This window comes from Streptomyces sp. NBC_01363, from assembly GCF_026340595.1.
GTDB lineage: Bacteria > Actinomycetota > Actinomycetes > Streptomycetales > Streptomycetaceae > Streptomyces.
This window is the reverse complement of record NZ_JAPEPF010000001.1, coordinates 5,467,118-5,480,265: the sequence shown is the minus strand read 5'-3', so window position 1 is coordinate 5,480,265 and position 13,148 is coordinate 5,467,118. Positions and strand designations below refer to the sequence as shown.

Here is a 13,148-nt window from a genome sequence, read left to right as displayed (position 1 = left end):
GGCGTTTCCACTCTCAGCCCTTCGTGTCGGTCGATGTGGCGGGGCCGGTCCGGGAGATCCGGAGCGCGGCGCCCGTGACGAGGCGTCGCAGCGGCCCGGCGACGGGGGCGGCGGGTGCCGTGCCGCGGCCGTAGCGGCGCTCCAGCCAGGACTGCGGCAGGCCCAGTGCCGTGACGAGGATCAGGTACCAGATGCTGGCGACCACGAGCATGGGGATGACCTGGTAGTTCTGGGCGTACACGTCCTGGATGTTGGACATCAGGTCGTGGGCGGAGATCACCGAGACCAGAGCGGTCATCTTGAGCATGTTGATCGTCTCGTTGCCCAGCGGGGGGATGATGACCCGCATGGCCTGGGGCAGCACGATGCGCCGAGTGGTGAGCGCCGGTCGCATGCCGAGCGACTGGGCGGCCTCCGCCTGTCCCGGGTCGACGGACTGGATACCCGCGCGGACGATCTCGCTCGCGTACGCCGCCTCGTTCAGCCCCAGTGCCAGGAGTGCGGCGACCGCGGGGGTGAGGACCGTGTTCGTGTCCAGGTCCAGGAAGGTGATGTGGGTGAACGGGATGCCGATCAGGATGTGCTTGTAGAGGGCGCCCGCGTATCCCCAGAAGATGATCTGGACCAGTAGCGGGGTGCCGCGGAAGACCGAGACGAACGCGTTGGCCAGGGCGCGGAGTACGGGGTTGGACGACAGGCGCATCACGGCCACGAGAACGCCCAGCCCGAGGCCGACGGCCATGGCTGCCGCGGTGAGCCACAGGGTGGTGGCCAGGCCGTCGAAGACGAGGCCGGCGAAGACGTAGTGCCCGACGATGTCCCAGTGCAGGTTCTTGTTCCCGGCGAGGGAGCCGGTCAGGCCGACGAGGGCGGTGAGGGCCGCCGCGGCGGCCAGCCATCGGCCCCAGTGGCGGATCGGTACGACGGTGAGGCTCGCCTCGGCGGGCGGTGCGGTGGCCTGGGCGCCGCGTACGGCCCCGGCGGGTGTGAGGGCGCTCATGTCAGGACACCGCCGCGTTCTTGGTGGCCTGCTTCACCGCGATGGAGGCGGCGCCGTACTTGTCGCAGATCTTGCCGAGTGTGCCGTCGTCGATGAGTGCCTGCAGGGCCTTCCGGATCGCTTCGGTCAGCCCGGGAAGCTGTTTGCCGACACCGATGCCGTTGGGTGTCGCCTCGTAGCCGCCGCCCGCGGCGGGGTCCTCTACGACCTCGAAGGCACGGCCGCCGTCGGCGGTCTTCGCCGTCCAGCCGGCGCCGGGCTTCGTCACCAGGTCGGCGACCACCTTCCCCGAGCGCAGGGCGAGTTGGGCGTCGGAATCCTTCGGGAACGTCTGGATGGAGACGGCGTCCTTGCCCGCTTCGGCGCACGTTGACTGGTGCTTCTTCAGCACTTCCAGCTGGTGGCTGGCGGCCTGGGTACCGACCTTCTTGCCGCAGAGATCGTCGAGCCGCGCGATCCGGCCCGGGTTCCCCTTGACCACGAGGATTCCGGAGCCCGATACGGAGTAGTCCACGAAGTCCAGGACCCGCTGGCGTTCCCTGGTGTCGGTCATGGCCGACATGACCGCGTCGAACTTGCCGGCCTGGATGGCGGGCACGATGCCGTCGAACTTCTGGGCGGTGAAGGCGAATCGCACCCCCAGCTTGGCGCCGAGCGCCTGGCCGAGGTCGTAGTCGAGCCCGGTGAGCTCGGGCCGCCCCTCGGTCTTGAACATGACGAACGGCGCATACGGTACGTCGGTGGCCACCCGGACCGTGCCGCTGGACCTGACGGCCGCGGGCAGGGAGGCATGGAGTTCCGCGTCGCGGGTGACGTGCACACCCGCGACGGCCACATCACCCGCGGGAGCGGCAGCACCATCGGTGGCACCGCCCTTTCCGCATGCGGACAGCGCCGTGGACGATGCGATCAACAGTGCAGTGGCCGCTACTGCGCGGCGGACTGGGCGGGTGTGCAACACGAACCCCTCTCGCGGAACTGCCGTGCGGCTGCTTCACCGCCGACCGGATGCCCGCACGTTACATCCCGGATCCATTCCGACCATACTGTAATGCCCGTAACGGATCAATAACGACCGGACCCGGTGGTGAAACTGGCCACCACCTGCGAATTCCGCACCCCTTGACGCAGCCCCCACATCACGTACCTCGCCGCACCATCGTTTCAGAACGTCGATCTTCGTGGAGATCTGTAACGCATCCGAACGCGCGGCATTGCCGTTGCCCGTCGGCGGGTGACACTCACGTCCACCCGGCCCGGTCAGTAGGAGTGGTCGGCGGTGACGTCGGCGGAGAGGTGGAGGTTCTGTTGCGCCGTGGTTGCGCGCAGGGCGAGAAGGGTCTGGGCGAGTGCGTCGACGGCGACGAGGTGGGCGATCCGGCTGGCCGTGGTTTCCAGCCCGAAGACGAGATCCTGTCCCCCGGCGACGAGGGTGTGCGTACAGGTCTCACTCAGGGGTGAGTGTGCGTAGCTGGTGAGGCCGACGACCTCGGCCCCCGCACGGCGGGCGCGGCGAGCGGTGTCGACGGTGCTGCGGGTGGCGCCGGTGTGACTGATGGCCAGGCACACCGCACCCGGGGGCAGTTGGGCGGCGGCGAGCTGAGCGGTGAGGGGGTCGGCAGGGGCGTCGACGACGCACCCGAGGGCACGCAGGCGGTAGGCGGCGTCGGCGGCCACGGCGGCCGAGAGGCCCGCCGCCGCGACCACGACGCGGGGCGCGGTGTTCAGCGCGGCGGCCGCGGCGAGCAGCCGGTCGGCGGTCAGCGTGGTGGCGAGGTCGTCGAGGGCTTCGCGGGAGGCATGGATCGTGTCGGCCAGGGCGCGTGCGGCCGGATCGTCGTGGGGGTCCGGCGCCGGCGCGCGGGTGGGGCCCTGGCGTGCCGCCGCGATCTTGAGTTCCTGGTAGCCGCGGAAGCCGAGGCGCTGGCAGGCGCGGACGACCGATGACGGCGCCGTGCCGGCCAGGGCGGCGACGTCGCTGACGCTGAGCCCGACGAGGTCGGCCCCCTGGTCGAGGATCACCTGCGCGACACGGGCCTCGGTCTCGCGGAGCTCCGGCAGCCTGGCCCGTACGTGAGCGCCGAGCCGGTACACATCGGCGGAATTCTGTTCCATGTGACTAGAGTAGCGCGGAATCCCATTCCCAATAGTCTGCTGCCGCCTGGAGCCCTTCCGTCATGCCCTCGTTCCTTCCCGCGGGCACAGCTGTGCCCGCAGCCGTGCTCAGTGCCGCCGTTCTGCATGCCCTGTGGAACGCGATGGCCCACCGCATCACCGACAAACTCGTCGGCTTCACCCTCATCAACCTCGCGTACACCGGCTGCGCGGCGGTCATGGTGTGTTTCACGCCGGTGCCCGAGGCCGGGGCCTGGCCGTTCATCCTGGTTTCCGCCGCGCTGGAGGTGCTCTCCCAGCTCTTCCTCCTGCGCGCCTATCAGCTCGGGGACTTCGGCCAGATGTATCCCATGGCCCGCGGCACCGCCCCGCTGCTCGTGGCCGTCGCCTCCGTGACCGTGCTCGACAAGCCGCTCGCCGCCACCGAGATGGTGGGGGTCCTGGTGATCTCCGCGGGCCTGGCCGGTCTGGCCTTCGCGGACGGGTGGCCCCGGCGCGCCCAACTGCCCGCGCTCGCCGCGGCGGTGGCCACCGGAGTCGTCATCGCCGGTTACACAGTCGTCGACGGCACAGGGGTCCACCGGTCCCAGACCGTGATCGGCTACATCGCGTGGCTCTTCCTGTGCCAGGGCCCCGTCCTGCCGCTCCTGGCACTCGCCCGACGGGGCCGACCCCTGTTCGCGCAGCTCAAGCCGGTCTGCGGGATCGGCCTGACGGGCGGCGCCATCTCCTTGCTCGCCTACGGCCTCGTCATCTGGGCCCAGGCCCACGGCGACCTGGCGACCGTCGCCGCCCTGCGTGAAACCAGCATCCTGATCGCGGCGCTGATCGCCACGCTCCTCTTCCGTGAGCGCTTCGGCCGTCTGCGCCTCACCGCCGGCGCGGTCGTCCTCGCCGGCATCACCGTTCTCGAACTCGCCCACCCCTGAGCGCGGGCACCGTGCCGGGCCCTGAACATCGGCACCCTTACGCCGAGCGGCCCGCCACCCGCTGCCCGGCCACGGTCGGCACGTCGGCCGGCGTCGACGCCGGGGCCGGGGCCGTCGACTCCCGTACGACCAGCCTCGGCCGGATGAGCAGTGACCGTCCCGCCGCAGGCGCCGAGTCGATCCGGGCCCTCAGCTGCTGGAACGTCTCCGCCGCCATCTCCGGCAGCGGCTGGCGGACCGTGGTGAGCGGCGGTTCGAAGAGGTCGGCGAGAAGGATGTCGTCGAAGCCGACCACGGAGATGTCCTGTCCGGCGTTGCGCCCGGCGTCCTTGGCGCCCCGGCAGATCCCGATCGCGCACATGTCGTTGATGGCGACGAACGCGGTGGGCGGACGCGGGCCGCCGAGGAGCTCCCTGGCAGCGTTGCGCCCCAGTTCGGCCGCGTCCTTGTCACCGTACTCGGTGGTGTCGGCGCCGGGCCAGACGATCGCGTCGGCCGGGTCGAGACCCGCCGACTCCAGGGCGGCCCGGAATCCGCGCAGCCGTTCGCGGCGGTTGACGCTGTTGACCGAACCGGAGACGAAGGCCAGCCGGCGGTGGCCCAGTTCGATCAGATGGCGGGTGGCGAGTTCGGCGCCCATCGCGTTGTCAACACTGATGGAGGCCAGCGACGGCGGGTCGCCCGCCTGGGCCGTGCGGTCGAAGGCGACCATCTTCAGCCCGCGGCTCAGCAGCGGTGTCACATGGTCGAGCGAGGGCAGCGAGGAGCACAGCACCACTCCGCTCACCCCGTCCGCGAGCAGTTCCTCGCCGTACTTGAGCTCGCGGGCCGCGTCGCGCTCGCTGTTGCAGAGCAGTACGTGGTACCCCTCGGCGAGCGCGATGGCCTCCAGCTCACGGGCGAGCGCCCCCCAGAAGGGGTTGGCGACCGACGGAACGATGAGGCCGATGACCTTGATGCGGCCGGTGCGCAGCATCCGGGCGGCGCGGTTGGGCCGGTAGCTGAGCTGCTCGATCACCTGCTCCACGCGGGCCAGCGTGGCCGCCTGCATACGGTCCGTACGCCCGTTGAGGACGTTGGAGACCGTGCTCGCGGAGACCCCCGCGGCCTCCGCGACCTGATGGATCGTTACCCCGCTCATGCCACCTCCGGTTCGGAACCCGTCTGACCCTACCAGTGTATCGATTTACTGAACCTCGTTTACCGGTACACCCGTTAACATCCCTGAAAATTCATGTGCATCAGCTGTTGACGTTGCTCTCACGGCGTTCCTAGCATCAGTGCATCGATTTACCAGCGCTTCTCAGCCATGGCCGGGATGCCATCGCTGGATCGATCCACAGTCTCCACCTCAAAAGGGGTGTCCCATGGAACTCAAAAGACGGTCGCTGCTTGCTGCCATCGGCGCCGGCACCGCTGCCGCCGCCCTCAGTGCGTGCGGCACCGGCACTTCGGCGGGCGGCTCCGCCGACGGCCCCGCCGAAGGCGAGATCACGCTGCTCACCCCGATCTACGAAGGCGCCGACGGCAAGACGCTGTTGGAGAAGGAGATACTCGGCGGGTTCCGGAAGAAGTATCCGGACGTCAAGGTGAACGTGGACTACACCACGTACGAACAGCTCAACGAGAAGATCACCACGGGGCTCGCGGGCGGTCTGCTGCCCGACGTGCTGATGATGGGCGTGGGCTGGATCCCGCCGTTCGCCGCGAAAAAGGCGATCGCCGAGCTGCCGGAGAAGTTCGCCACCGCGCACGACTACGAGAAGCGGGTGCTGGAGCCGTCCCGGTACGACGGCAAGCTGTACGCGCTGCCGGTCGTCCTCGACACCCGCATCGTCGTCTACCGCAAAGACCACTTCGCCGAGGCCGGCATCAAGAAGACCCCGGCGAACTGGGCCGAACTGCGCGCCGTGGCCAAGCAGCTGACCAAGGACGGCCGGATCGGTTTCGACCCGTTCTCCATCCATCTGCGCCAGTGCTGGGAGACCTTCCTCTTCGCCAACGGCGGCCAGCTGTTCAGCGCGGACGGCAAGAAGGTGCTGTTCACCGACGCCCGCGGGGTCGAGGCGCTGCAGTTCTTCAAGGACCTGATCAAGGACGGCTCCGCCGTCTACGCCAAGAAGACGGACCTCGGGGCCCCGACCAACGTACAGACCGGCAAGGCGTCGATGATGATGACGTCCAGTGCGCTGTGGAGGCAGGTCGGGGAACAGAATCCGGAACTCCTCAAGGACGACAAGCTCGGGGCGTTCGTCCTCGCCAACCGCAAGCCCGCGATGCTCCAGGGCGGCACGCTCGTCACCCAGTCCGCCAGTTCCAAGCACCCGGCAGCGGCCCGTGCCCTCATCGAGTACCTCGCGACGCCCGAGTCGATCCTCGGTGCGGCCAAGCAGCGAGGTTCGGTTCCCGGGCTGAAGGATCTCAGCGACTCCAGCTATGTGAAGGAGAACAAGTTCGTCGATCTCTCCCTGCAGAGCATGGGTGACGCGTGTTCGGAGGGCGGCACCGCTGCCTGGATGGAGATCCGCGAAAAGATCAAGCCCACGCTGGAGCCCGCCATCGTGGGCGGCCAGTCAGCGAAGGACGCCATAGCGGAACTCGGCCGGCTAGCCGAGGCCGCCATCGGCCGGATGTAAGGACCCGTCACTGTGGGAGCGACATCCGTATTGAAGGCGAGGCCCGCGCGGCCGCCTTCCCCGACCGAGCACACGGTCGCGAAGAAACGCACCGGCCGGGCACCCACCGGCCCGGGGCGCCGCAGGCAACGCGCCGGCATGCTGATGGTGGCGCCCGCGCTGCTGCACGCCTCGCTCTGGATCGGCCTGCCGGTCGTCGCGTCGGTGGTTCTGGCCTTCACGAAGTACGACGTGCTGACGGCGCCGCAGTTCGTGGGCCTGGACAACTTCCGGGACATGCTGGACGACGCGGTGTTCCGCAAGTCCATCGTCAACACCGTCATCTACACCTTCTTCACCGTTCCGTTCGGCATGTTGCTGGGGCTGCTCGTGGCCCTGGCGCTGCACACCGGGCTGAAGGCGCGGGGCATCTTCCGTACCGCGGTCTTCATTCCCCAGGTGACGGCGACCGTCGCGATCGCTCTGGTCTGGCTGTGGATCTACAACCCGGGCAACGGGCTGCTGAACACACTCCTGTCGTTCCTCGGGATCCAAGGCCCGGCTTGGCTGTCGTCGACATCGTGGGCGATGCCTTCGGTGATCCTGGTCGGCATCTGGCAGGGCATCGGCATGAAGATGCTCATCTACTTGGCCGCGCTGCAGTCCCTGCCGAAGGAGCTGTACGAGGCGGCTTCGGTGGACGGTGCGTCCAAGGTGCGGCAGTTCTTCTCGATCACCCTGCCGCTGCTGAAGCCCGCGACGTTCTTCGTGCTCATCACGTCGATGATCAGCGCGTTCCAGTCGTTCGACCAGATCTACATCCTGACCGACGGCGGCCCTGCCAACAGCACCACGATGATGACGTTCGAGATCTACAAGTCCGCCTTCCGGGAGTTCCGCATCGGCTACGCCTCCGCGCAGTCACTGGTGCTGTTCGTGTTGCTGATGGGCTTCACTCTGGTCAACCGGCGGATCATGGGAGGCACCCGTGGCCACAACTGAGCTGCACAGGCCCGGGGTTGCAGAGAAGGCCCGGCCACGGACGAAGGGCAAGCCGCTCTCCGTCGGCCGGATCGCGCTCTATCTGACGCTCACCGTCGTCTCACTGCTGATGGTGGTGCCGTTCGTCTGGATGGTGCTCACCTCGCTCAAGACGCCGGTCGAGATCGCCTCGCAGGACGCCGGACTGCTCCCGGAACACTGGGAGTTCGGAAACTATGTCGACGCGCTGAAGGCGGCGCCGTTCGCGACGTACGCGCGCAACAGCTTCATCATCGCGTTCAGCCACACCCTCATCAATGTGGTCGTGGCGTCGATGGCCGGGTACGCGCTGGCGCGGATCAAGTTCCGGGGCAGCGAGGTCATCTTCTACCTCTTCATCGCCGCACTGATGATCCCCACGTACACCAAGGTGCTGCCGGAGTTCCTGATCGTCCGCTTCATGCCGCTGGCCGGCGGGAACGACATCTTCGGCCAGGGCGGCAGCGGCTGGCTGGACTCCTGGTGGGCACTGATCATTCCCGGCGCCGTCACCCCCTTCGCGGTCTTCCTCTTCCGTCAGTTCTATCTGGACCTTCCGGTGGAGCTGGAGGAGGCGGCCAGGCTCGACGGTCTGGGCGAGTTCCGGATCTACGCCCGGATCATGACGCCGCAGGTCAAGCCCGCGCTCACCACCGTGGCGCTGCTGACCTTCGAGTCGTCGTGGAACAACTTCCTCTGGCCGCTGCTGGTGACCCGCACGGACAGCCTGCGGGTGATCCAGGTGGGGCTCTCCGTCTTCAAGACGGAGAACGGCCCTCAGTGGCACTTCCTGATGGCCGGCACCACGCTGGCCACGCTGCCCATGGTCATTCTCTTCCTCATCGGCCAGCGCTACTTCGTGCAGGGCTTCGCGACCGCCGGTCTCAAGTAACCGATTACGGCCCGAACCACCGTTCTTCGAAAGGTACTTACTTCATGTCTGCTGATCTCAACGGCTCCCGCGCACTGGTGACAGGGGCAGGCCACGGAATCGGCCGCGCCATCGCCGTCGCGCTCGCCGAGGCCGGTGCCGATGTCGCCGTCCACTACCACTCCTCCGCCGACGAGGCCGCGAAGACGGTCTCCGCGATCGAGGCGCTGGGCCGCCGGGCGAAGGCGTTCAAGGCCGATGTCACGGTGACCGGCGATGTGGACCGGCTCGTCGACGAGGCGACCGGCTTCCTCGGCGGGCTGGACATCCTGGTCTGCAACGCGGGTCATCTGATCGGCCGGGCCACCATCGCCGAGATGTCCGACGACCACTTCGACCAGGTCCTCTCCACCAATCTGACGTCCACCTTCCGCACCGTGCGCGCCGCCCTGCCGCATCTGACGCAGTCGTCGGCCGGCCGCATCATCACGATGTCCTCGCTGGCCGCGCACAACGGCGGCGGCCCCGGCTCGGTCGCCTACGCGGCGGCGAAGGCCGGTGTGCGCGGCTTCACCAAGGGCCTGGCCAAGGAGCTCGGCGGTACGGGCATCACCGTCAACACCGTCGCGCCCGGCTTCATCAAGGGCACCGCCTTCCACGACACGTTCACCGCGCCCGAGGCGCAGCAGGCGATGGAGGCCGGCATCCCGGTCGGCCGGGCCGGCACCCCGCAGGACGTCGCCGCAGCGGTGGTCCACCTGGCGTCGCCGTCGTCCGGCTTCCTCACCGCCACCACGGTGGACATCGACGGTGGCGTGTGGCCGCGTTGAGGCGGATCGCCCGGGAGCGCGGCGGCTGGTGGCACGCGTATGTCTGCCCGGCGCACGGTGTGGAGCTCGACCACGGTGATCTGCTCGCCGGGGTGTTCCCCGAGGGCGGCGCGCGTTGTGCGTACGGCTGCCGGGTGGACGACGAGGCGGTGCGCGGCGCCTGGCTGGTGCTCTCGCACCAGGCGTGGGCGCGGCACCTGCGGGTGCTCGCCCACCGCAAGGAGCGCGCGGAGTCGGTGGCGCGGCTGGTGGAGTACGCGGGGCTGTACGCGGAGCTGGCCACGGAGCGGCACGGCGAGGCCCAGACCTGGATGCTGCGCGGTCGGCTCTTCCACCAGGCGCTGACCGATGCCATCTGGGCGGTGAACATCGGGCACACCGTGATCACGCTCGCCGAGCACTCCACGGAACACCTGGCGGCGGTGCTGCCGCTCCTCGACGACCTGGAGCGGGCGGCGCTCGACGCCCGGGACGTGCTGACCGGTCAGGGCCATCTCGCCTCCAACTACACCGCGTGGCTCAACGCCGCCGGCGTGGCGACGAGTCGGGCCGCCGCCGCGGCCCGTGGCCGGGAGTGGGACGGCGGCAAGCGGTGGCTGGAGGGCGAGCACGGCCTGTACGCGCATCTGCGGGTCGCGGTCGCCGATGACGGCTGGGAGTGGGAGGGCAGCACCTACTACCACGGGTTCGTGCTGCGGGCCGCGCTGCTGGCGCTGCGGGGCACCGACCCGGCGTCCGTACCGTCCGACGTGGTGGATGTGCTGGCCGGGATGACGGATGTGCTGGCGACGATCGCCACGCCGGGCGGCATCCTGCCGGCGCTGCACGACGGCCCGTATCTGCGCGGTCCACTCGCCCTCGAATGGCTCGAACTCGTGGCGCTGGCACAGCAGTTGGTTCCCTCACCGGCCCTGGAAGCGGTGGCCGGGCGGGCCCGGACCGAGCTCGGCGCGCTCGACGACGGGCTCGACCGGGAGCTGGGCGGCTGGTTCGCCGGTCCGCCGCTGGCCGAGCGGGCGGCGCCCGGTCCGGTGACGGTGTTCCCGACCGCCGGGTACGCGGTGCTGCACCACGCGGGCGTCCACGCGTTGCTGGACTTCGGTCCGCACGGCGGATCGCACGGCCATCGCGACAAGTTGTCGCTGTATCTGTACGGGGACACCACCCCGTGGCAGCCCGACCCCGGTCAAGTGCCCTACGCACACGCCGAGTTCCGTGATCTGTACGCATCGACACAGGCCCATCCGGCGTTCCGGGTGAACGACGCCGAACAGGCCGAGTGCACCGGCCGGCTGCTCGGCTCGGACGGTTCGTCCGTCACCGCCGAGGTGACGACGGCGTACGCGGGGGTGCGTGCGGTGCGGCGGGTGGTGCTCGGTGGAAGTTATCTGGTCGATCTGCTGACGGTGCGTGCCGAGGACGAGCGGCGCCTCACCGCGCAGCTGCGCCCCGGTGTCGCGCTGGACATCCAGCTCCAGGCCTCGGGCGAGGTACGCACCACCTGGTACGGCGACGAGACCCTGCACGGCTGGCACACCCACACCCCCGGCGCGACGGTGTGTCCGGTCTCCCGGCCGGGCCCGGGTCCGGCCGACGATCCGCAGCGCGTGCGCACCCGGGTCGACTTCACCGCGCAGTCGGACCGGGTCGTCTTCGCCTCGGTGTACCAGGCGGCGTCGGCCGGGCCCGCCGTGACCGACGTACGGCTGGACGGTGACGGGGTGCTGACGGTCTCGCTGACCGATGGCGGCACCGCACGGTTCCGGACGGAGGACTGACCCTTGTTGCTCTCGGCGACCCCGCCGCCCGGCCCGCGCCCCGCACAGCAGGCGCGGCTGCACGAGGAGGCTGCCCGCCACCGCGGGCTGACCCCGCCGCGCACCCACCCCCTGGCCAGCATCACCTGGCTCGGCCCCGCCGCCTCCAACCCGGCGCTGGCCTACCGGGTGAGCGGCGATCCGGTCCATCTGGCGGAGAGCCGACGCTGGATCGAGGCCGCGGTGCGGCTGCCGCACTGGGGCAAGGCCCATATGCCGGACCACGATCTGGACGCCGGCTGGCTGCTGCACCATCTGTCGCTGGCCTACCGGTGGGTCGGCGACGAGCTCCCGGACGGGGTGCGGGCACTGCTGCGGTACAAGCTGCTGCTCCAGGGGCGGCGGATGTACGAGTTCGCGGTGGCGAGCGAGGGCCGCTGGTGGTCGTCGTCGTACTGGCAGAACCACAACTGGATCTGTTACGCCGGTCTGGCGACGGCCGGTTATGTGCTGGGCAAGGAGGAGTGGACCGAGCGCGCCAAGGACAACCTCGGCACGGTCCTCGACCTGATGCCGGACGACGGTTCGCACGCCGAGGGCGTCGTCTACTGGCGCTACGGCGTGCCCTTCCTCGCCATCCATCTGGATCTCCTCCAGGAGGCGGAGGGCATCGACTGGTGGGGGCGGGGCGGCTTCCTCTCGCACACCTTCCGCTACCGGCTGCACCAGTTGGCTCCCGGCTTCGCGTTCAATGTCGACCACGGCGACTGCCACGACCGGCGCAGCGGACACAGCGCCGGCCTGTACTACCGTCTCGCGGCGCAGTACGGGATTCCTCAGGCGCAGTGGCTGGGCGATCTCGCCTCGGGCGAACTGCTGTGGCAGGAGGCGGCGGAGAGCGGGGTGCGGCCGGGGATCCTGCCGGAGGCGTATCTCGAATACCTCTGGTACGACCCGTCCGTGGCCGCCGCCCGGCCCTCGGAGACGCGGGCGTTCTTCCCGGATCTCGGCCTGCTCGCGGCCCGCACCGGATGGGACGACGACGCCACGCTCGTCTCGTTCAAGGCGAGCCCCGGCGGTGGCCACAAGGCCTGGGAGACCTCCGCGAAGCACCGGGCGGAACTGGGCTGGGAGACCCTCAACCAGGGTCACCACCACCCTGATTCGGGCTCGTTCGTGCTGGTCTCGCAGGGTGCGTTCCTCGCGGTCGACGAGGGCTACAGCAACCGCAAGCGGGCCGCGCACCACAATCTGCTGCTGGTGGACGGGCAGGGGTACGCGGACGAGGACCGGTACCACGTGTACAAGGACATCCCGTTCGAGCGGCAGGCCCGGCAGCGCGATGTGCTCGCCGGTCCCTACTGCGGCTGGGCGCACGCCACGGCGGAGATCGCCGCGATGTACGACCCCGCGCTCGGGGTGCGGCGGCTGGACCGGACGCTGGTGTTCACCCCGTCGGGACGGCTCGTACTGCTGGATCTCGCCGAGGCGGACACGGAGCGGGAGTGGACGTTCCTGCTGCAGACCGACCGGCCGACCGAACCGCGGCCGGACGGCGGCCGGCTGATCCGGTCCGGGGCGGCCTCCGCCGTGGTGCGGCGGTTCGCACCGCTCGACGCCCCGGTCGTCTCCGAGGCCACCGAGGTCGAGGCCAATCCGACGTCGAGCACGCCGGAGCTGCGGCTCACCCGCACGCTGCACACCCTGCGTGCCACGACCGCGCGCTCGACACAGGCGCTCTTCCTCACCTCGATCGTCCCGGGCCCGGCACCGGCCGCCGCCGAGCGGGTCGGGTGCGAGGAGGGCCAGGGCGTCACCTTCGGCGAGGAGACCGTGCTCCTCTCCCCCGTCGCCCGTCGTATCCGTACCGCCGCGGTGTCGGCCGACGCGGCGGCCGTGCTGCTCGGCACCGACGGCTCGGCCCCGTACGTGGTGGCGGCCACCCGGCTGGTGCTGGACGGCCGCGTGCTGCTCGATGTCCCGGAGCCGTACACAGGAAAGGTCGGCTGAT

11 protein-coding genes are annotated in these 13,148 nt (G+C 69.7%); 7 read left to right on the top strand and 4 right to left on the bottom strand.

Going from position 1 to position 13,148, the window contains the following annotated elements:
* Window positions 1-13: 13 nt before the first annotated feature.
* From OG611_RS24845 to OG611_RS24835, 3 genes are all read right to left on the bottom strand, one after another.
* The gene (locus OG611_RS24845) at window positions 14-1,000 is read right to left on the bottom strand and encodes an amino acid ABC transporter permease (protein ID WP_266424054.1); all 987 of its coding nucleotides are present in this window, start codon (window positions 998-1,000) and stop codon (window positions 14-16) included.
* A gap of 1 nt (window position 1,001) precedes the next feature.
* Window positions 1,002-1,913, bottom strand: coding sequence for an ABC transporter substrate-binding protein (locus OG611_RS24840; protein ID WP_266424051.1), 912 nt, complete (start codon window positions 1,911-1,913; stop codon window positions 1,002-1,004).
* 347 nt (window positions 1,914-2,260) lie between these two features.
* Window positions 2,261-3,115 carry a MurR/RpiR family transcriptional regulator gene (locus tag OG611_RS24835; protein ID WP_266424049.1) on the bottom strand — a complete coding sequence of 285 codons (855 nt, stop codon included), beginning with the start codon at window positions 3,113-3,115 and terminating at the stop codon, window positions 2,261-2,263.
* Between the two features lie 62 nt (window positions 3,116-3,177).
* On the opposite strand from OG611_RS24835, the gene OG611_RS24830 reads away from it, so the two are divergent.
* Window positions 3,178-4,044, top strand: coding sequence for a DMT family transporter (locus OG611_RS24830; RefSeq protein WP_266424046.1), 867 nt, complete (start codon window positions 3,178-3,180; stop codon window positions 4,042-4,044).
* A 37-nt stretch (window positions 4,045-4,081) separates the two neighbouring features.
* On the opposite strand, the gene OG611_RS24825 is transcribed toward OG611_RS24830, so the two are convergent.
* Window positions 4,082-5,185: a LacI family DNA-binding transcriptional regulator gene (locus OG611_RS24825; protein ID WP_266424043.1), complete on the bottom strand. Its 1,104-nt coding sequence runs from the start codon at window positions 5,183-5,185 to the stop codon at window positions 4,082-4,084.
* 226 nt (window positions 5,186-5,411) lie between these two features.
* Here OG611_RS24825 and OG611_RS24820 point away from each other — a divergent pair, with 226 nt between their 5' ends.
* Genes OG611_RS24820 through OG611_RS24795 form a run of 6 tightly spaced genes read left to right on the top strand, consistent with a single transcriptional unit; the run spans window position 5,412 to window position 13,147 of the window.
* Window positions 5,412-6,680, top strand: coding sequence for an ABC transporter substrate-binding protein (locus OG611_RS24820; protein ID WP_266424040.1), 1,269 nt, complete (start codon window positions 5,412-5,414; stop codon window positions 6,678-6,680).
* Window positions 6,681-6,692: 12 nt separating this feature from the next.
* Window positions 6,693-7,661 (top strand): carbohydrate ABC transporter permease, encoded by a 969-nt coding sequence (locus OG611_RS24815; protein ID WP_256259661.1) that lies wholly within the window; start codon window positions 6,693-6,695, stop codon window positions 7,659-7,661.
* Entirely contained in the window at window positions 7,648-8,571 is a 924-nt protein-coding gene (locus tag OG611_RS24810; RefSeq protein ID WP_266424035.1) for a carbohydrate ABC transporter permease, read from the top strand. The genes OG611_RS24815 and OG611_RS24810 overlap by 14 nt, the downstream gene beginning before the upstream one ends.
* 44 nt (window positions 8,572-8,615) lie before the next feature.
* Window positions 8,616-9,380: an SDR family NAD(P)-dependent oxidoreductase gene (locus OG611_RS24805; protein ID WP_266424033.1), complete on the top strand. Its 765-nt coding sequence runs from the start codon at window positions 8,616-8,618 to the stop codon at window positions 9,378-9,380.
* On the top strand, window positions 9,368-11,158 hold the full coding sequence (locus OG611_RS24800; RefSeq protein WP_266424030.1) for a heparinase II/III family protein: 1,791 nt from the start codon (window positions 9,368-9,370) through the stop codon (window positions 11,156-11,158). Before OG611_RS24805 ends, OG611_RS24800 begins: the two co-directional genes overlap by 13 nt.
* Before the next feature lie 3 nt (window positions 11,159-11,161).
* Window positions 11,162-13,147 carry a hypothetical protein gene (locus OG611_RS24795; RefSeq protein WP_266424028.1) on the top strand — a complete coding sequence of 662 codons (1,986 nt, stop codon included), beginning with the start codon at window positions 11,162-11,164 and terminating at the stop codon, window positions 13,145-13,147.
* Window position 13,148: the final 1 nt, after the last annotated feature.